This window comes from Deltaproteobacteria bacterium, assembly GCA_016874755.1.
Classification (GTDB): Bacteria; Desulfobacterota; Binatia; order UBA9968; family UBA9968; genus DP-20.
Window position 1 is genome coordinate 13,106 of the sequence record VGTH01000014.1, and the last position, 19,499, is coordinate 32,604.

20 protein-coding genes are annotated in these 19,499 nt (G+C 56.6%); 13 read left to right on the forward strand and 7 right to left on the reverse strand.

Annotated elements, in window-relative coordinates:
- Positions 1-521: 521 nt before the first annotated feature.
- Both FJ145_10505 and FJ145_10510 read right to left on the reverse strand, forming a co-directional pair.
- Complete coding sequence (locus FJ145_10505; protein MBM4261849.1) at positions 522-1,334, reverse strand: alpha/beta hydrolase; 813 nt, start codon at positions 1,332-1,334, stop codon at positions 522-524.
- A 169-nt stretch (positions 1,335-1,503) separates the two neighbouring features.
- The gene (locus FJ145_10510) at positions 1,504-2,748 is read right to left on the reverse strand and encodes an LLM class flavin-dependent oxidoreductase (GenBank protein MBM4261850.1); all 1,245 of its coding nucleotides are present in this window, start codon (positions 2,746-2,748) and stop codon (positions 1,504-1,506) included.
- Between the two features lie 171 nt (positions 2,749-2,919).
- On the opposite strand from FJ145_10510, the gene FJ145_10515 reads away from it, so the two are divergent.
- The 7 genes from FJ145_10515 (at position 2,920) to FJ145_10545 (ending at position 9,218) form a co-directional block, all read left to right on the forward strand.
- Positions 2,920-3,282, forward strand: a complete 363-nt coding sequence (locus tag FJ145_10515) for a hypothetical protein (protein ID MBM4261851.1) — start codon at positions 2,920-2,922, stop codon at positions 3,280-3,282.
- 139 nt (positions 3,283-3,421) lie between these two features.
- Entirely contained in the window at positions 3,422-3,961 is a 540-nt protein-coding gene (locus tag FJ145_10520) for a gluconate 2-dehydrogenase subunit 3 family protein (GenBank protein MBM4261852.1), read from the forward strand.
- Positions 3,962-4,026: 65 nt separating this feature from the next.
- Complete coding sequence (locus FJ145_10525) at positions 4,027-5,739, forward strand: amidohydrolase (protein ID MBM4261853.1); 1,713 nt, start codon at positions 4,027-4,029, stop codon at positions 5,737-5,739.
- 118 nt (positions 5,740-5,857) lie between these two features.
- Positions 5,858-6,976 (forward strand): alpha/beta hydrolase, encoded by a 1,119-nt coding sequence (locus FJ145_10530; protein MBM4261854.1) that lies wholly within the window; start codon positions 5,858-5,860, stop codon positions 6,974-6,976.
- Between the two features lie 6 nt (positions 6,977-6,982).
- Positions 6,983-7,309: a hypothetical protein gene (locus FJ145_10535; GenBank protein MBM4261855.1), complete on the forward strand. Its 327-nt coding sequence runs from the start codon at positions 6,983-6,985 to the stop codon at positions 7,307-7,309.
- A gap of 92 nt (positions 7,310-7,401) precedes the next feature.
- Entirely contained in the window at positions 7,402-7,692 is a 291-nt protein-coding gene (locus FJ145_10540) for an antibiotic biosynthesis monooxygenase (protein ID MBM4261856.1), read from the forward strand.
- 590 nt (positions 7,693-8,282) lie between these two features.
- Positions 8,283-9,218 (forward strand): alpha/beta hydrolase, encoded by a 936-nt coding sequence (locus FJ145_10545; GenBank protein MBM4261857.1) that lies wholly within the window; start codon positions 8,283-8,285, stop codon positions 9,216-9,218.
- 49 nt (positions 9,219-9,267) lie between these two features.
- Here the strand turns inward: FJ145_10545 and FJ145_10550 are convergent, their stop codons facing one another.
- The 4 genes from FJ145_10550 to FJ145_10565 all read right to left on the reverse strand — a co-directional run bounded on the left by FJ145_10550 (position 9,268) and on the right by FJ145_10565 (position 14,036).
- On the reverse strand, positions 9,268-10,473 hold the full coding sequence (locus tag FJ145_10550; protein MBM4261858.1) for a HAMP domain-containing protein: 1,206 nt from the start codon (positions 10,471-10,473) through the stop codon (positions 9,268-9,270).
- Positions 10,474-10,588: 115 nt separating this feature from the next.
- On the reverse strand, positions 10,589-11,248 hold the full coding sequence (locus FJ145_10555; GenBank protein ID MBM4261859.1) for a HAMP domain-containing protein: 660 nt from the start codon (positions 11,246-11,248) through the stop codon (positions 10,589-10,591).
- Positions 11,249-11,608: 360 nt separating this feature from the next.
- Complete coding sequence (locus FJ145_10560; GenBank protein ID MBM4261860.1) at positions 11,609-12,649, reverse strand: glycine/betaine/sarcosine/D-proline family reductase selenoprotein B; 1,041 nt, start codon at positions 12,647-12,649, stop codon at positions 11,609-11,611.
- Positions 12,650-12,761: 112 nt separating this feature from the next.
- Complete coding sequence (locus FJ145_10565; GenBank protein MBM4261861.1) at positions 12,762-14,036, reverse strand: hypothetical protein; 1,275 nt, start codon at positions 14,034-14,036, stop codon at positions 12,762-12,764.
- A gap of 389 nt (positions 14,037-14,425) precedes the next feature.
- Here FJ145_10565 and FJ145_10570 point away from each other — a divergent pair, with 389 nt between their 5' ends.
- The 6 genes from FJ145_10570 to FJ145_10595 all read left to right on the forward strand — a co-directional run bounded on the left by FJ145_10570 (position 14,426) and on the right by FJ145_10595 (position 18,112).
- The gene (locus tag FJ145_10570) at positions 14,426-15,247 is read left to right on the forward strand and encodes a CHAT domain-containing protein (protein MBM4261862.1); all 822 of its coding nucleotides are present in this window, start codon (positions 14,426-14,428) and stop codon (positions 15,245-15,247) included.
- Between the two features lie 533 nt (positions 15,248-15,780).
- On the forward strand, positions 15,781-16,536 hold the full coding sequence (locus tag FJ145_10575; protein ID MBM4261863.1) for a hypothetical protein: 756 nt from the start codon (positions 15,781-15,783) through the stop codon (positions 16,534-16,536).
- Positions 16,452-16,964: a CHAT domain-containing protein gene (locus FJ145_10580; GenBank protein MBM4261864.1), complete on the forward strand. Its 513-nt coding sequence runs from the start codon at positions 16,452-16,454 to the stop codon at positions 16,962-16,964. Before FJ145_10575 ends, FJ145_10580 begins: the two co-directional genes overlap by 85 nt.
- Positions 16,874-17,452 (forward strand): CHAT domain-containing protein, encoded by a 579-nt coding sequence (locus FJ145_10585; GenBank protein MBM4261865.1) that lies wholly within the window; start codon positions 16,874-16,876, stop codon positions 17,450-17,452. The genes FJ145_10580 and FJ145_10585 overlap by 91 nt, the downstream gene beginning before the upstream one ends.
- A gap of 43 nt (positions 17,453-17,495) precedes the next feature.
- Positions 17,496-17,840, forward strand: a complete 345-nt coding sequence (locus FJ145_10590; GenBank protein MBM4261866.1) for a hypothetical protein — start codon at positions 17,496-17,498, stop codon at positions 17,838-17,840.
- 2 nt (positions 17,841-17,842) lie between these two features.
- Positions 17,843-18,112 carry a hypothetical protein gene (locus FJ145_10595; protein ID MBM4261867.1) on the forward strand — a complete coding sequence of 90 codons (270 nt, stop codon included), beginning with the start codon at positions 17,843-17,845 and terminating at the stop codon, positions 18,110-18,112.
- Between the two features lie 135 nt (positions 18,113-18,247).
- Here FJ145_10595 and ispG read toward each other — a convergent pair whose 3' ends face one another.
- Positions 18,248-19,345, reverse strand: a complete 1,098-nt coding sequence (ispG, locus tag FJ145_10600; GenBank protein ID MBM4261868.1) for a flavodoxin-dependent (E)-4-hydroxy-3-methylbut-2-enyl-diphosphate synthase — start codon at positions 19,343-19,345, stop codon at positions 18,248-18,250.
- Between the last annotated feature and the right edge of the window lie 154 nt (positions 19,346-19,499).

Consider the following 19,499-nt stretch of genomic DNA (forward strand, 5'->3'; position numbering starts at 1 on the left):
GATCGTCATCAGAGCAGAGTCAGTATGAGGTGTTTCTTGGGCTTTAATACTTTTAGAATAACTTTGCGTCCCTCGTAGCATAGGCCAAAAGTATTAGTCAAGCAGATTTTGACCCGTGAAAGACTGAGCCGCTGGAAATACTGAGCGGGCGCGCCCCTCGATACGCGCCCAGCCCTACCCGGGCAATCGGTCATCTTAACTCCGTATCCCGAGTAGGTCTTGCCAGGAACCGTAGCGAGGGGCTCTATACTGACTACTCCGGGAACAAAATCTTCGACTGAAAGGGGGGGGCTATAATCCGCTACCAATTGTGCTGTGGCCAGCAGAGGGTTGGGGACTTAGTTTAGCCCAGTGCTCGCCATGGCTGAGCCGGCATGAAGACGGCCACAAACAAAGTAGATGAATCGAGGCGCGGGAACTCCTCGGCGGCATGATGTCACTCCTCTCCGTGAGTGAGCCGATATGTCAGTGGTAAGGCTTGCATCTGTTTGCGAATAGAAACTACCTCAAGACAACACTCGTTAGTCAGCCAGGAAATCCGTCACTAGCTTAGCCGTCTCCGCGGGCTTCTCGGCCGGCGCGCTGTGGCCGGCGCCGGCGACGATCTGTAGCTTGGCGTTGGGGATTAACTTGGCGTAGGCCTCGCCGTGGGCGCGCGGCACGAAGCCATCTTTTTCGCCCCAGATGACGAGGGTGGGAGCGGCAATGCGATACAGGCGATTGCGCAGCGGCCAATCGTAGAAGTATGGCGGTTTGAAACCGACACGCGAGCCGAGGCGCAGCATTTGATAGCGGCGCACCTCGTCTTCGATCTCGCCCTTGCCGTCCGGGAACATGTCGAGTGCATTCGCTTGTTTGTCACTGGCGAAAAGCATTTCTCGTAAAGTCTTGTAGCTCGAGCCAAACTCCGGCTGAGCGTGCATGAAGACATCGCCAATCAGAGAACCCTCGACCAACAAACCGCTCGCGCCAATCAGAACCAGCTTGCGGATTTTTTCCGGATGGCGCGCGGCCAGCTCCGCGGCGATCCAGCCGCCGACGCAGTGGCCGACCAGATCGAACTTGTCGAGCTTTAAGGCATCGAGCACTTCGAGATAATGAAACGCGACGTCTTCAATGACGTCGACGTCTTTGTTTTCATCGCTCTGGGAGCAGCCGGGATGGGCCGGTGCGATGACTCGTGCATTTTGCGCCAAGGTATCGTGAAAGGGCATCCACGACTCTTTGACCGAATGCACGTCGGCGAAACCGTGCAAATAAACCAGCGGCGCGCCGCCGCCGTTTTCCAGTAGCCAAACTTTGCGTCCGTGGACGTCGATGCTGCGACCGCTCATGCGTATTATAGCTCCCTCAAGATTTCAGAAATTCACCCGCGGCGAGGCCGAGCGCGGAGGAAGAAGAAACCACAAAACACACGAAAGTCGCGAAAATAGGTAGCTCAAATTCGTGGTGATATCTTCCTCCGAACTCCGTGTCCTCCGTGCCTCTGCGGTGAAATCTTTTTTAGTGCATTGCCTGCGCCGACTGTTCAAAGTTCATGCCGGGGAATTCACTAGTAAACTGCTTCAACGAATCGTGGCGCAAGATCGGCGCGACTTTTTCGGCGAACAATTTCATGTTCTTCCGTGCTAGATGATCCGGCATGTTGCCGAGCTGGAATTGGATCAGCAGATTGCCTACTTTCGCCTTCTCGATCAGCGCGCCGATGCGCTTGGCGACAGTTTCCGGGCTGCCGACGATGATCGACTGCGATGCTTCGAGCTCTTCCCAGTTTTCCACGTCGCCCAAGAGCTTGCGTCCCGGCGTGTAGCCCTTCATGTATTCGCGCCACGCGGCAGTCGGGATGTAAGGCACGCCCGGGCCATAGGTAAGCTGACGCCCCTCTTTGCGCAGGTGGCCCTTCAAACAATTCTTCAGAAAATACCACACGCCCTCTTCGCACTCTTCGCGGGCCTGCTGGTCGGTCTCGGCGACGTAGGTCGACATGAGGATGCCGAATCTAAACGGGTGATACTTGTCGCCATGCTTTTCTAAAACCTGGGCAAACTCCTGCTGCGCCCGATGGGTCTCGCCGCCGTGGCTGCGCGACGAGAGGAAATAGCAGTAGCCGCGCTTAGCCACTTCGGTCATAGTCGACGGGCTACGCGAGCCGGGAATCCAGATCGGCGGAAACGGTTTCTGCAATGGCTTGGGCCAGAGGTTCACATAGCGCAGCGGGAAATAGCGGCCCTCGTGGGCAAACGGCCCATCTTCGGTCCACGAGCGCCGGATCAAGTCCGCCGCCTCCCAGAACTTCTCGCGCGTGTTGGCCGATGGCACGTCGTAGTTGAATGTTTCAGGCCCGCCCCCCGGTGCGAAGCCCGCCACCAGTCGGCCATTGCTCATCTGGTCGAGCATGGCGTACTCCTCGGCCACGCGCATGGGGTTCATGTGCAGCGGTAGCAAATTACCCAGAATGACGATCTTGCCGCGCGAGGTGCATTGCGTCAGCGCCGAGGCGATCATATTCGGCGACGGCATCAAGCCATAGATGTTTTGATGGTGCTCGTTTAGCACCATGCCGTCGAAACCAAGCTCGTCGGCGTAGGCCAACTGGTCTATATATTCTTGATAAAGTCCGCGTGCTTTTGAATTGTCCCACAGCTTATTGGGCACCGTTACCCAGCCGCTGTGGCCCGATTTGTCGAAGTCTTTGTCGAGATAGGGATAGGCCATGAAGTGCCAGGCAAATAATTGAACCGGTTTCATCGCTCACCTCGCTTGAGTGGATTCAGCACGATATCTCCATGGTCTTACGACAACTGGTGCCCGTTGGCAACTGAAAATATTGCAGGTCAAAGACCGAGACCGACCCTTGGATGCGCTGTGAATAAGTGTAGGATGCCTTGCGTCTATAGATACAAAAAGGGGGAATTTTCAATGAATCAGTTTTCGCGAATCGTCGTTTCCGGTTTGATCGCTTTGAGCCTTGCTGGGGCCGCGGTGGCGGCCGACACGCCTAAAGATAAAAAGCCTGCGGCCGGCGCGGATAAAACGCCAGCAGCGACCACCGAGCACCGTTTCCGCGGCTCGGTCACGGCACTTGATACCAAAGCAGGCACATTGAAGGTCAAAGGCCGCAACGACGAGAAGACCTTCATCATCGGTGACAAAGCAAAGAGCGCCTTTGATAAAGTCAAAGTCGGCGACCGGGTTCGGCTCACCTACGCCGACGAGGGCGGCAAGCTCATCATCCGCGCGCTCACTGAGAGCAAGAGCGGCTCAGACAAGAGCGGCAAGTAAGAGCTCGAAACAGAATTCGCGTCAAAAGGGGGAGGCGAGAAATTGCCTCCCCCTTTCTGTTTCCGGCTTTCAAGCCGCCGCACGTGCCTTGACAGCATTGCGCGACTCGATGTAAGAGCGAGCCACTCTGGAGATTTTGATGAAAGACAAAAACGTAAAGCCGCGCGCCTACCGCGACCAACAACTGCAAGCGTTAAGCGTGCGCCAAGCAAAAACCATCGATGCCCTCGCGGCGCGGATCTTTCCGACCACCGACACTCCGGGCGCGGTCGAAGCGGGAGCCGTTTTCTACATCGACCAGGCGTTGGCCGGACCCTATCCAGAGTTGCGGCCCTACTACACCAAGGCCCTGCGCGCCCTCGCCAGTCATGCTAAAGAAAAATTTGCCGTCCCTTTTCTCAAGCTCAGTGCGCCGCAACAGGACGCGGTTTTGAAAGATTTCGAATCCGGAAATGTCACGACCTTCACCAAAGCCGCTGATTTCTTCGAGACCGTGCGCGCCCATATCCTCGAAGGTGTGTTCGGCGAGCCCAACTACGGCGGTAACAAGAACTTGATCGGCTGGAAGCTGGTCGGCTTTCCCGGGCAACAGTACGGCTACCCAGATGCCTACATCAACCGAGTTGTCGACTTGGAACCGGTGGCGTGCGAGGGCATGCCAAAGAAGCCGGGTCAGTAGTCACAACGGTTCAAACGCTACGCTCGGTGCTTCAGAAGCCCAGCCGCGCATGCTATCAAAGAACCATGCGGCGGCTTTGGCTGTTATTGTTTGCGACCATTTTTCTTGTCTCCTGCAGCGCCCGCGAGATCGACATCGCCGACGCGCCGCGGGGCTTCGCCGACTGGCTGTTCCACAACGGCAAGATCATCACCGTCGACAGGACTTTTTCGATTCAGCAATCGCTGGCGATTAAAGACGGCCTGATCGTCGCGGTCGGCAGCAACGCCGCCGTGCGCACCTGGCGCGGTCCCAAGACGCGCGAGATCGATCTCGCCGGCCGGGCGATGATTCCAGGGTTGATCGATGCCCACATGCAGGCAACCGCTGCGGGGAGCAACTGGGATAGTGAGTTGCACTGGGAACGGCTGAATTCGTTGGCCGATGGGCTGCAACTGATCGCTGCCGCAAGCAAACGCCAATCCCCGGGCAGTTGGATTGTGGTCGGTGGCGGTTGGGTGCCGACACAATTTGCCGAGCGCCGCTTTCCCACCCGCGCAGAGTTGGACTCCATTGCGCCGAAACATCCGGTTTACATCCAGTATCTGCGCCAAGGCGCGCTGCTCAACAGCGCCGGCCTGGTGGCCGCGGGCATTACCGACAAAACGGCCAATCCGGCGGGCGGAAAATTTGAAAAAGACCGCAGCGGTCAGTTAACCGGCTGGCTCCAGGGTGTTGCCGCTTGGGAACATGCCTATGGGAAAATTCCCAAGCTGCCCCCCGATCGCATAGCAGAGAACCTGCGCAATTGTTTTCGTGAACTAAATCGGCTTGGCGTCACCGGGGTTGTCGATTTGCATACGGCCGGCGTCAGCTTCATGCATCGGCGCATCCTGAGCGACATGGCGCGCGCGCGTAGCCTCACTTTGCGCTTGAGCTATTTCGTGGCAGCCAATGGGCCCGGCGATGAAGTCGAGCAGCGGCGCGCGATACTTGAAGAAGTCCGCGCATTCGAGAGCAGCGATCTCTTTCGTTTTGCCGGCTTCGCCGAAACTGCGCCGGGCGGCATCGACGCTAGCGACCTGTTTACCAATCCTAAAGACAATGTCCTAGACACCGCCGCGCAGGAAAGGTTTCGTAGAGTGCTGCGCTTCTTCGCACAATCGGATAGTAGTTTTCGCCTGCACACGCTTGATGCTCCGGCGCAACAACTGCTCGATATCATGGAACAGCTGCACCAAGAGACGCCGTTTAAGCAGCAAAAAATCACCTTCGCCCATTTCGAAGATGCGACGGCCGCATCCATCGAGCGAATAAAAAAACTTGGCGGCGGCATCGCCGTGCAAAACCGCCTAGCCCTCACCGGCGAGCGCACCGTAGAGACCTGGGGCGACCAACGAGCGCGCAACGCGCCGCCGCTGCGCGCGATGATCCAATCGGGCGTGCCGCTCGGCGCCGGCACCGACGGCTTTGGCGCATCGAACTATTCGCCCATGCTGTCGCTCTGGTGGCTGGTCACTGGCAAGACCGTCGCCGGCACCCGGCTGCGAGAGCCGCAGCAGAACCTCACGCGCGCCGAAGCGCTGCGCCTTTACACCATCGGCAGCGCTTGGTTCAGCGCCGACGAGAAGCGCAGAGGCTCCCTCGAGGCCGGCAAGCTCGCCGACCTCGCGGTGCTCAACGCGGACTTCCTGACTGTACCGGAAGACCAGATTCCCCATCTCGAATCACTATTGACCATGGTGGGCGGCCGCATTGTCTACGCCGCGCGGCCGTTTGCACAACTAGTAGCTCCGTAGGTATGGTATCGAGCGAATTGGGATTCACCACGAAAAGCACGAAAAGGTTCGTCCAATCCATGTCCTTTTTTTCGTGACCTTCGCGTGTTTCGCGGTGTTTTTTTTAGAAGGAGAGCAAATGGACATTTTGAATCGTCAACAAGCCGAAAAAGCCCTCTATCCTGCGCCGGGTCTGCCCGGCGGCGGCCAATTGGAAGTGCGCATGGAAGTGTCGCAGTTTCACCCTGACCCGGATGTGCGCGGCGTGGCGCGGCGCGTGAAGTTTTTCAACTTGGAAAGTTGGCACAAGGAGTGGGTCGAAGTTGCCAAAAAAAATGAAGAGCTAGCGGCTGGCTTTGAAAAGGAGAATCGCAAGCAAACCGCCCACGAATTCTATCTGCGCGCGGCTGATTTCTATCGCCGCGCGGTCGTCTACATGGCCGACAGCGACCCGCGCATGCTGCCGACTTACAAAGGCCTTGAAGACAACTTCAACAAAGCCTGGAGCGTAGTCACGCCGCCCTTTGAGCGCGTCGAGATTCCCTACGAAGGCCACAAACTGCCAGCGCTGTACTGGCCTGGCCGCGGTAAGGCCGGCGCCAAACTGCCAGTCGTTTACAATTACGGCGGCGCCGACGGCATCCTGCTGCGCGGCGAAGACGGCGGTGCCGGCCAGTACGTGCGCCGAGGCATGTCGTTCATCGACGTCGACGGGCCGGGCCACGGCGGCACGCTGCGCCATCACCAGCTCTACGCGCCGCCCGATTCCGAGCGCGTCGCCAAAGCAGTGATGGATTACCTAGTCACACGTTCGGACGTCGACGCCAATCGCATTGGTCTGCACGGCTCGAGCATGGGCGGCTATTCCGGTCCGCGCTGCGCTACGGTCGAGAAAAGAATCAAAGCCGTCGCCGTCTGGAGCGGCGCCTACAATCTGGTCGACGATATTTTCGACTATTACCCACCGATCCAAGACCGTCTGCGTTGGCTCATGGGCGCCAAAGATTTGAAAGAGGCACGCGAGAAGATGAAAGAGTTTTCGCTGGTCGGGCGGGCTAACAAGATCGAGTGCCCGATTCTCGTCGGCTACAGCCACGACGACCGGGTGATGGACCCGCGCGGCGCGCTCAATCTCTACGAGAACGCGGTCAACTCACCCGATCGCTCGATGATCGACGGCGTCGGCCACGGCGAAAAGAACTTCACGCGGCGAACTTACATCGCCGATTGGTTCATGAAGCAGCTACAAGCCGGGTAATAAAGCATGACAATTTTCGCGCGCCCAACCATCGTCGCAGTCGCAGCGTTGCTGTTGTCATGGGCCATCACCGATTCGTTCGCGGCTGACAAAAAAACCAAAGAGCCGCCGGCGCGCAGCTATATTACTGTGTATCCCGGCAGCGGCGGCACCTGCCCAACCAAAAAGCACAACGCTGACGCCAAAAACAATCACGAACAGCGGCGCATCCAGGCAACGTTTCGCGAGGGCAAAATAACCACAACCAGAGATTTCGCACCGGGAGAGAAGCGCACGGTCAGTTTTTGCAACTACGGCAAGATTCATCTGGTCAGCGCAAAGTTTCTCAATTGAGGAAGCGCTGCTCATGGCCCTCGCGCAATCCGGCGAGCTACGTGATTCAGTAAATCTGCTTAGCAACAAACTCACCGACAAAGGAGATTTCCATGGCTCTACGATTGATCGTCACTATGACTGCCGCGCCAGGCAAAGGCGCTGAGCTGCTGCAGATCTACAAAAGCCGCTGCGCCGACGTCATGAAAGAACCCGGCTGCGAACAGTTTGAAATTTTTCAGAGCGGCGTCAACCCCGACAAACTCGTCATTCTCGAACGCTGGCAAGATCAGGCGTCGCTCGACGTACATTCAAAAGTCAACGCCACCCGCGCGCCGATACCAGCCGAGCTGCGCGTCGGCGCCACCGAGCGGGAAGATTACACATACAATCGGACGCGCTGAAACAGGCGGAGGCTAACCGATCAGATAATTTAACCGCAAAGAAAGCCGAGAACGCCAAAGACGTGCGCAATCCATTGCGATCGCGTTTCAAGCCTTGCGTCAGTCTTCGCGGGGCCAGGATTCCCCCGCAAATGTGTATGAGAAACGCGAAACCCGTGTTGCATCCACGAGCCTTGCTTCGGACCTTTGCGATCCTTGCGTTCTTTGCGGTTAAATAAACCTCCCGAATCATTATGAGTCTTTGCTTCGTCGATCCGACGCAAACCGCTGCGCTTCTCACGACCCTCAACGCCGACCCGGAGTTTCAACTCGCAGCGCGCTTTTTTTCCAAAGACATTTTGCTCATCGCCGGCGACGCGAAATGCATCGTCCAAATTCACGATAGCATAGTCAGGGAAATCAAACACAATCCAAGCTTCATGACCCCTTGGAGCTTCTATATCCAGGGTTCGGCCGCGGCCTGGGAGACTTTTCTCCAACCCAAACCGCCGCCCTTCTTCACCGATCTCTACGGCTGTATTTCGCGCAAGAATCTTGACCTCGGCGGCGATATGGAAGCGGCGCTGGCGCACTTCTGGGCGGTGAGCCGCATGCTGGCGATCTTTCGCGAGTTTCAGAATAACGCTAGCTGCGAAATCCGCACGCCAGTGACAAACAAAGGACATGGCGCCATCGAACCGATCACCGGCCGCTACGTTTACCTGAACATCGAAGGCGTTGAGTATCGCGTCTATTTTGAAGAAGCCGGCAGCGGCATCCCGCTTATCTGCCAACACACCGCCGCATCCGACGGCCGTCTGTGGCGCCACTTGTTAAACGACGAAGCAGTCACCCGGAATTTTCGTGTCATCGTTCCCGATCTTCCTTACCACGGCAAATCGTTGCCGCCGGAATCGATACAATGGTGGACGAGAGAATATCGCCTCACCAAAAGTTTTTTCATGGCTTGCCAAATCGAGCTTGCCCACGCGCTGCAGCTCGATCGTCCGGTCTTCATGGGTTGCTCCATGGGCGGACAGCTTGCGGTGGAATTGGCCATCGCATACCCGCAGGAGTTCCGCGCCGTCATCGGGTTGGAGTCCGGCCTGAGCCGCGCGCGCATGGCGCCGACGTTGGACTTTCACGATCATCCGAGAATCGGCAACGACTTCCGCATGCAGTCGATGTACGGTAAGACCGCGCCGGGCAATCCGGAAGCCCGCCGCCGCGAGATCGCCTGGACCTATGGCCAAAGCGCGCCGCCGGTTTCCAAAGGTGATCTCTACTACAACTTCATCGACCACAACTTGACCGGCGGCGAAGCTGCGACCATCGACACTGCACGAGTCGCCGTCTACTTACTGACGGGAGAGTATGACTGGGGCAACTCGCCGGATCAGACGAGAATACTCGCCGGGCAAATCAAAGGCGCAACATTCGCGGAGATGAAGGGACTCGGTCACTTTCCGATGGCGGAAAACTATCCGGTGTTTAGAGAATACCTTTTGCCCGTGTTGGACGAAATTGCAGCGAAAACCGGACGATAAGACGCGTCCACAAAATGCACTCGCGCGCGAGCACATAGAGCGCACGCGTTTATTCACCGCCGCGAGATTTCTTGTTCTGCCTTTCCCAGGCGTCACGCAGGATGGCACCCATGATGGTGAAACGGACCGGCACATCGAGATCTGCTTTGAGGCGGTTGATTGCCGGTTTGAGCGCAGCGCGCACTTGTTCGAGGGAGTCGCCAAGCTGCGCCAAGGGAGCGCCGGCAGGTGCCGCGATGGGTGTTTCCAGATTGCCATGGCTGAGCGCCTCCGCGCTCACGGCGAGTTCTTCCAGAGGTCGCGTGACTCTCGCAAACAGGCGGTTAGCGCCCAAGATCGCCCCGTAGGTTGCGGCAATGAAGAGAACCGCGATTACCACAAGAAACTTTCTTGCCTGCTCTTCGATGCGGGAGCGCCAGACGCCGACTTGAACCGAGCCTGATTCGCCGTTGTCAACGCCTGCCACCATGTTGTAGACAACCTGATTGCGAAACCGGCTGATGCGCTCGCCCCGGGCATCGACCGTTAACCCGTGGCGCACAGCGTCGGCCGGATCGCTAACCTCGGGACCGGCATATGCCACCGGCGCTTGGTTGCCGTCAAAGACCAGAATGTAAGCGAGGCTGTTGCGAGCCAGTTGGTCGCTGAGCATCTGGCGCAATTGCGTGGCATCGCCGTTGGTGAGCTGTGGTTTGGCGGCTTCCGCTACACTGGCGGCGATGGCGCGGCCGCGTTCGAAAGTGTGTCGGCGCACTAAAGGAGTCAGGCTGGTGTAAACGTATAGGAAACTTGCACTGCTCAGGAGCACGGCGATGGCGCCAAACCAGCGGGTTAGCCGGCCTTTCAGACCGTAAAACGGCTCCACTTGCTGGCGTGCGCCGCTGGAGAGACCCTGGATATTAATGGCGTGCAGCTGCTGCATCCTCTCCTCCGAAGATACTGAGACGGCGTGCGCTAACCTGAAAGCGCGTCCAAAAGCCACCGCACAACAGAAAAGTCCTGTGAGCGCCAATATAGCGTAGAACATCAATTGCGAATCATGCAAATAGAAACGCAAAGTTTCCGGACTGGCCGACCTGATCGCGGCGATGATACCGAAACCCGGCAGACTCGGCGGACTAAACAATGCCCTGAACTGATTGGCGTTGAAGGTTTGCGACGGAGCTACGTTGGTGTGGTAGTAGGCTATGCTGGCGCCTGCTGCTGAGCACAAAAACGCCGCGACTAAGAAGCTGGTGAAAAACTTCGTCCTCATGGCGGGTGACCGTCCTTGGTTGTATGTTCGAGTCGCCAGAAAGAACAACTGTGCTGGTTTGATCACAGATGGGCAGCGGCGTCAACCAGCATCCAACGCCCCACCCGCTCCCACTTCACTCTCGGCGCCAGCGATCTTGGCTGACGTCAGGCAAGCTTAGCCGCCGCGCTCCGGGCGGCAAGGACAGACTGTGTTCGGCGTTGAGCCGACGAATCGCCGCATATAGCAAGCGGCGGATCCGTTCTAGCGAAGCGCCTAGCTGAGCCACAGCATCGGCGCCAGAGACAGCGATCGGCACGCTAAGACGTCCCAGGCTGATGTCTTGAGCGCGCTCAGCGAGATCGGCCAGCGGGCGAGCGATCCAGCCAAAGACGACGCTGGCCGCCACCACACCGAACACCATTGCCGATAGAATGAGCAACGTCATCACAGCGAAAACCCTATCGACTTCCGGCACAATCGTGACTCGGCGCAACGCCACCGGCGCGGCGACTCCCTCGACTGCAATGGCTGGCGGTGCCGCCAGGCGACGCGCATTGTCCATGGCGTGCCGGCGTAGCACACCTGGCACCGTGTAATAGGCAAGCAAGATTGCCACGAGGCCAAAAAGCGCAACCACAGCGCCAAACCACTGAGTCAAACGCCACTTGAGTTTGCTCGAAAGCCGTATGCGACGACGCTCTAAAGGAACGGGGCTATAGTCGATGTCATGCCGGCGAAAACTGTCGTGCTCCGAGCGCGAAGACCATCTCCAATTGCTTGTTCGTGTTGCCATAACCGATTGTTCATCACACGCCGAGCTTGTCGTCAATGCATCTTGATCACAAGTGAGATGCTGACGCTTTGAGTAGGAAGGTAACTTCGCGAATCAAGCGAGGGCAGGCGGCGTCTATCCCGAGGGGTTTTCCGATTGCAACTTTTCCAGCGCCTGGCGTATGAGCTCGCGGCGCGCTTCCTTTTCTTTATCAGGCGTGAGCTTGGCGTCGCCGACGACGTGCACGATGCCGTTGCCCAACACAACGCGGTTGGCACCGACCATCTTGGCGACCGGCAATGCCGCGGTGATTTGTACGGTGGGAATGCCGGCTTTTTCAAGTTCGGTGGTAATCGCAGCGCCGCTGCGAGTGCTGGTTCCTCACGTGGAAGTGAGAATCACCGCGTCGATGCCGCACTGTTTCGCCTTGGCCGCCATCTCACGCCCCATGCGGCGCGTGTTCGATAAGGGATTGGACAATCCCGAGGTGGCAATAAATTCATCGTGCAGCGCGCCGATAACGCCTGCTTTTTCCATCTCACGCATGACGTCGAGGGGCACCAAACGATCGGGATCTTGGCGCACGAATTGGGGATCGTAGCCGCCGTGGGAAATTTCGTAGCTCTCGCCCTTCAAATCGTCGCAACTGGCGATATTGTAGGCGCCCCAACGGGTTGCCGCCGAGCCCTGGATTTTGTCGGGGTTGCCCTTGGGCACAAGCCCGCCGTCGGTAATCAACATGATTTTCGCTTTGCTGAGATCGCGCACCGGCGCCGGCAGTGGAATCTTGGCAAACGTCGTCGGCCGCATTTCAGTTTCGAATCCGTCGCCGCTCACTTTCGCAAGCAGCATGTCGACCAGCCTTTGGCCCGAGTTGCGCTCGACAAATTGATCGCGAATCAAACCGCGCGCGTGATAGCCTTCGTGTTTCGGCGTGCCGATGGGCGCGCGGTTGACGATCTTGCGCGCCAACCCGGTCATGCGCTGCAACACCTCGCGCATCTTGGCAGCGTTGTCGCCGGAGTCGATGATGTAGAGCGCTTCTCTATAGAGATCGGTGCCGGGATTTTCTTCGGCCATGCCGGTCATCACTGCAATATTGAGCTTTGCTTGCACGGCGGCGCAGAGCGCGCCGGCGGCGACACCGTAGCGTCCGGCATTGAAGCACGGACCGGCGACGAACAGATCGGCATTGGCGGCGCGGATTTTTTCCAGCGCGGCGGCGATCATCGCGTCTTGGTGCTCGACTGCGTAGTTGTCGCCGCAGATCAATGTCTGGACGATGCGCGCATCGCCGCCGAGCAGCGGCTCCAACAGTTTGCCTGGTCCAACGGCGCCATCGCGCGCATCGAGCGGCGCCCCCGCTTGCTCTTCACCGCCGAGACCGCCAAAGAATTGATTGAGATAGTGAACGACTCGCATAATTCCTCCGGGACAGGCGTTACGCAACAGCCAATAGGCAACCGTAAGAAATGCGAATGATGCGACCTTTGCCCCACCTCTGACCTGTTGCCTGTTGCCTCACGCCTGTTTCCTAATAGATTGCCGAACGCAATCTCGACGCTCCCTGCTGATTGGCAACACCGACGACGTTCAACGCTTCGATGCGCAGCGGCCCGGTTAACAATTCCGTCATTTCCGGACTGGCGGCGATGACGCGGTCGACGCGCGGCAAATCCCACGCGGTGTCGTTGCCGCCGATGCAAACGATGGCGTCGACTTCGGGAAAATTAAACAGCAGCGCCGACTCGACCCGGTGATCGCGCGCCAGATCGGTAACTTGCACGGCGGTCTTGATGCCCATGTTCTCCAGCAAGCGCGCCGTCTCCGACAAATCGGTATGCGGCACACCGCCGCCCGATTTGGTCAGCGCCGCCGCGTCGGCGCGCAGCGCCCATTTCACCAAATTGGCATTGAAGCGGCAGTTGCGCTCGCGATCGAAATTGTTCGCCGAGGCGATGGTCGCCACTGTGCCGACAAAGTTGATCTCGCGCGCTTGATGGCGGCGATAGAGCTCCAGGATGACTGGGTGGTTCTGATAAAAGTAAGTTTCCGCGCCGCCAATCGACGGATGGTAAGAGGGCACCAGCGCGCCATCGAGCCATTCGTTAGGGTGCAACAACACGGGCAGCATGCCGTCGGTATCCGCACCGTAAATGATCGATTCGTCCTGCTCGGGTTTGCGTTGGCGCGAAAAGATCTGGCCGACGTAGGCAACCCGCGGTAAACCGTCACGTCCTGTGTCGTCGCCAATGTCAAAATTTTCCGTTTGCGCCGGCGGATGATCGAAAGCCACCTGGGCCAAACGCACCGAGATTTTAAGTTGCGCGATGCGCCAAGCGCGCTGCTGCGCGTGCACCGGCAAACCCGGTTGGGTTTGCGGAATCATAATCAAATGATGCAGCGAAGCGTGATGGGTCATCACCGCCGGCGCGCCGGACATTTCCAAGACGTAGCCGGTGACACCGCGGGCATCCTCGCCGCGCCGCTCGCGCACGACCGTGACCGCCGCGCCTTTCAGCACGTGGGTCGTGCCATGACCAGCGCTTTGCGGCGGGCCGAGTAAACCGGGCCAATCCGGGCTGCCGCCTGGCGCTTTGGCGCGTGGCTCGACGATGTCGAAAATCGGCCCGGCGCGGCAGCTCTCGCCTGGGCGGACGATCTCAAACTTGATATCGACGAACCGATCGTCTTCGAGCACCAAGCGGCGCAGCGCATCGAAATCAACGGACAAGGCGCTGACGTTGAGCGTCGTCGCTTTTCCGGCCGCGATACTCGTGATCGGGTGAAAAGAATGGGTTAGTTGCATCGATAATCCGACTCTAGTGCGCGCCCATTTAGGTTGTCAAATCGGCGCTGCCCAACCGCCGTCATCTGCCGCGATAGAGTCCGTCTATAAATCCGCTCTCGCGCAAATCTTTGAACAAGCGCGAGTCAATGTGAAGAGTAATGTGCTGAGGATGCGGCAGGGGATGACCATATTTTCATTCCTCCAGGAGAGCTTCAAAGTGAGATGAACCAAAGCATCATAAGACAAAACGAAAAATGCGCATTTTTTGAAATTTTTTGTAAAGTTACTTAACAAAATGATTTGCGAGACCCCTTGCCAAAAATAGTTATATTTTAAATAGTTATGACACAATGGCTAATAAGATGACGATTGTTAATTTCATGTAATGTTACCTTGCCTTCCAGGCTCTGAGGGGCAGTCGCGGCTATCTCATCGAAGAACGGGCTGTGTCCTATGCGCCCTCTGCGAGCGCATATGTCACGCTACTCGGTAGACAAAAGCGTATGAGCAACCAAATCTTGGCTTTGGGTAATCCGGACCTCGGTACTGCTAACCTCGATTTACCGGGTGCGCAGCACGAAGTAGAGGAAATCAAAGTGCAATTTCCGACCGCCGAAGTTTACGTGCGGCAGCAGGCAACCAGGCAGCGACTTTTACAATCAGCCGCTAATAAAGACATTATCCACTTGGCAACACACGCGAAAGTTGACGAGCTTGACCCACTTTATTCAGTGATTCATTTAGCGTCGACGGAAAAAGGTTCAGGCGATTTGGCCGCACACGAAGTCTATCGCATGGCTTTGACGGAAAATTCTTTAACTTTGCTTAGTGCGTGTGACACCGGGCTTGGTCAAATCTCTAAGGGCGATGAACTTTGGGGTTTTACCCGGGCTTTTTTAAGCGCCGGTAGCTCTTCACTACTGGTATCCTTGTGGCGGGTGGATGATGCAGCAACCGCTCACTTGATGCGCAACTTTTACAAAAATCTAAAAACCATGACGAAAGTGGAAGCCCTACGAGAGGCGCAGCTAAGTTTAATCCGCGGCGAAGGCCGCAGCGACCTACTCGCCCGCCGCGGTGTCGGTGGAATTGGCAAATTGGGAGAAAGTCCCAGCTCTCTGGGCAGTCCTGCTTCAGAGGGCGACCGGGCTGTCGCCCCTACACAACCCCTCGCTACCTCGCATCCATATTTCTGGGCGCCATTCATACTAGTGGGGGATGGGCAATAACCTGGTCATCACACCTAAGTGGTAAAAACAATGTTGCGTTCCTCTGTAAACGCTCGAACATTCTTGCATTACTTCCCGATCAAAAGCGCATTCATCGGTCTGATTCTGCTGCTATCGGTATCTGGTTGTTCGCTCGAAAAAGTTGACATCACGTCCACCGCGCGCAGAATGCCGGCTGAGATTTCTGAGGCACGAGAGTATCGTGGTAGAGGACTTGAACTCTTACGGGAGGGAGCGATTAGTGAGGGAGTCGAGCAGCTGACTTTTGCTGTGCAAGCGTTGGAATGGGCAATTGCAAAGTTTCGAATGAGGGGAGGAGCGCGACTGGCTGAACGCGCGGAATATCATTTGGCACTGACTCTTACATCACTTGGTTCGGCGTACAGAATGGCTGGACATCCAACAGCGGCCATCATGGCTTACGAGAGGGCTGCAGCCTAATCTCGAGAAGGGGCTGGCATGTCGAGATTGAAGCAAATCTGCATAGTGAATTGCGCCGACTTTATGCGGACCGAAAAGAGATCGCTCGTGCTGTGAGACATCTGGAAAAAGCGCTCTCACTAGCTGAAAAGCAGGGGCGCGTATCTCTTTCTTCTGCGATCAGTAGTGTCATCGGGCGTTTGTATTTTCAACAGCAGAGGATCGGTGACGCCGCACAATATTATGAAAAATCAATTCAAGACATCGAATCATTTCGTGGCCTCATTGACAACGAAAACCGGAGGCAGGCTTACTTCGAAGAGGGGCTCGGCGCGTACATTGGAATGATTCAATTACGTCACGCCGAAGACAGGTTTACTGACGCTTTCAATTACAACGAGCGCTCTCGCTCGCGAGTATTCCTGGACCTTTTGGGAACCAGGGTTCGGTTATCGAAAGAGAAGGCCGACTTGGCTGATGAGGAGCGCAGGTTGCAGCGGCTAGTTGCCGAAATGAAGGCCCAAGTCGATGTTGAAGGAGGGACGACGCTGGTATCCATAGAGGCAAAGCGTAGCCTTTCCGCTGCCGAGCGCACCTACCGCTCGTTCTTAACGAGAGTTCGTGAAAGAGATAGAGAACAGGCTTCGTTAAGAACTGTTGAACCACTGACAGCAAGCCAAGTACAAAAACTTCTCGATCCGGGCCAGACATTGGTGGAATACTTTACAACCGAGTCCGAGGTCTTTGTCTGGGTGGTCGAACGGAAGTTTCTTAGCTCGCGTCGATTGGCTTTGCGAAAAAGCGATCTGCTCAAGCAGATAAAGTTACTTCGGGAACAGATATCAAACATCGGTGGGTTGGAAACCTGAAAGAAGCCTCAACTGTTCTATACAGACAACTCATCCAGCCGATCATTTCGGAGATCGGCGGCAAGGAACTCATCATCGTACCGCACGACGTGCTGCATTACTTACCGTTCCAGGCGTTGATTGATCCTAAAGGAAAATTTCTCACCGAGATATACCCCATCTCATATCTATCCAGCGCCAGCTTGCTGCAATTCACAAAAGAAAAGCGAAAGGCACATGGAGAAAAAGCCCTAGCTTTTGGCAATCCGGATTTAGACGATCCTGAAAAAGATTTAGCTTATGCAGAGCTCGAAGCACAGGAACACAGGAACTTAAGGCGCTCTATCCCGAATCCAACGTGTTCGTACGAAAAAATGCAACGGAGGAAAAGAGCAAGACTCTTTCGCCCAACCACGACATCATTCACTTCGCAACACACGCGCAACTGAACGAAAACGATCCGCTTTCATCCGCGGTGCTGTTGGCGAAGGACGGAAAAGAAGACGGCAGGTTAGAAGTGAGAGAGATCTTTGGCATGGATCTTAAAGCCAATCTGGTTGTTCGCAGCGGCTGTGAAACCGGCTTGGGAAAGCTGTCTACTGGCGACGAGCTTGTCGGGCTCACCAGAGCATTCATTTACGCCGGTACACCGTCCGTAGTGGCGAGTCTTTGGAAAGTGGACGACGCATCGACCGCACAGTTGATAGGGAACTTCTATAAGAACCTCAAATCGATGACGAAAGTCGAGGCGCTGCGGCAAGCGCAGCTCCAACTAATTCGCGGCGAAGGCCGCAGCGAGCTACTCGCCCGCCGCGGCGTGGGCGGTGTCGGCAAACTCGGCGAGACTCCCAGCGTCACGCTGTCTAAGCCCGACGCTGTTTCCACATCTCATCCGTACTTCTGGGCTCCTTTTATTTTGGTGGGGGACGGAAAGTGAAAAAAGGATATGGGTTATCTTTGGAAATTTACGCGGCTGATGTATGTTGGATTTTTACGGTGAAGAAGGTAGAAAAACCGCGACATTGAGAGTTATTGAATATGAACGACAACTAGACATCGACGCGCGAATGCGTGCTCGATACCGCGTTGCGCGGGGGCGGGTGACCAGGTTTATCGTGCAGCTCGAGGTTCTTGTGGAGAGTAAATGGCGCCCTGTGGTTCGCTACGACACCTCGCATCGATTTGCCCACAGAGATCTGTATCGCAAACATGGCAGGCCCGTTAAAAGCGATCTCAAAATGAGTTTTGAGGAAGCTCTTACCTACGCACTTGATGATCTGCGCGAGAACTGGGAAATTCATAAGAGTGAATTTCTAGGAGAGTGAGTATGCCGAAGAATTTTACAAAACTGAATGCTGAATTGGGATCAGAGTTTGACCGGTATGTTGCTGAGAACCCTGCCTGGGCACAAAAATATATCCCGCCGAAAGCTAAGGTTGCTATACAAATCGAAGGGAATGCGCCATTTAATAACTGGAGCCGCCAGCTTGCTGAGCGTACCCGAGGCACGAATCAACCGGTGGTTTTTGTCTGTATCAAAAAGCTCGCTCCCGTACGATCGCGGATCATCAAAGCAACCGTTCTCAGGGCAGCTTGAACTTTTTCGCCGAAGACTGTTACGGGTTGACTCCATAATCGCGGCATATGGATCGACTTCTTCGCCACGGCGCTGCCGCTCGGTCTCTCACTGGTTGGCCTGCTACTGAAACAAATAGCTTCGCTCAGGGAAAGATTAGTCGTTGGCCGCGGCCGCCTGTTCGGCTTTTTTCTCAGCGGCGAACTTTTCCACTTCTTCCATCAGCGCATCGACGATCTGCGCTTCGGGCACTTTGCGGATCACTTCGCCCTTCTTGAAGATCAAGCCGATGCCTTTGCCGCCGGCGACACCTAGATCGGCAGCGCGCGCTTCGCCCGGGCCGTTGACCTCACAGCCCATGACGGCGACGTGCAGATTTAAATTGTTGTAGGGCAGCATGCGCTCTTCGACCTTTTTGGCCAAGCCGACCAGATCGACGTCGGCTCGGCCGCAGGACGGACAGGCGACAAACGTCAGACCTTCTTTCTTGAGCCCCAACGCTTTGAGAATTTCGTTGCCCACCCGGATCTCTTCCACCGGATCGGCGGCCAGCGAGACGCGGATAGTGTCGCCGATGCCTTCGGCCAGCAGGGTGCCAAGACCCACCGCCGATTTGATGGTGCCCACGGTCGGCGTGCCGGCCTCGGTCACACCGAGGTGAAACGCATAGTCCACTTGATCGGCCAGCATGCGATAGGCTTCTATCATCATCAACGGGTCGGAGGCTTTGAGCGAAATCTTAATTTCGTTGTAGCCGACGTCTTCGAGAATGCGAATATGGCGCAGGCCGCTTTCGACCATACCCTGGGCGGTTGGGCCGTTGTATTTTTGCAGCAAGTCTTTTTCCAAGGAGCCGGCGTTGACGCCGATGCGGATCGGAATCTTGCGCTCGGAGGCGGCCCGGGTCACTTCTTCGACGTATTTGCGCGCGCCGATGTTGCCCGGGTTCAAGCGCAAGCCGTCAACGCCCTGCTCGATGGCGATCAGTGCCAGCTTGTAATTAAAGTGGATGTCCGCCACCAGCGGGATGCGAATGCGTTTTTTGATCTCGCCCAATTGCTCCGCCGCTTCACGCACCGGCACGGCGCAGCGGACGATCTCGCAGCCGGCCGCTTCCAAGGACCAAATCTGCTGCACGGTAGCCTTGACGTCGCGCGTATCGGTCTTGGTCATCGACTGCACCGTGATCGGCGCGTCGCCGCCAACCTTGACCTTGCCAAGCTGGATCTGCCGAGTCCTACGTCTTTGAATCATGATTAATGGTAATGATAGAGGAGGGGTTGCGTGGGGTCAACGGGCGCGCGCTTCGCACTGCGGTTTCGAGTTCCGTGTTTCGGGTTGATCGAAATTACTGCCTAGTGATTGGCTGAGTCTCTCGCGCCGGTTCCGTAAACGTGAAACTCGAAAC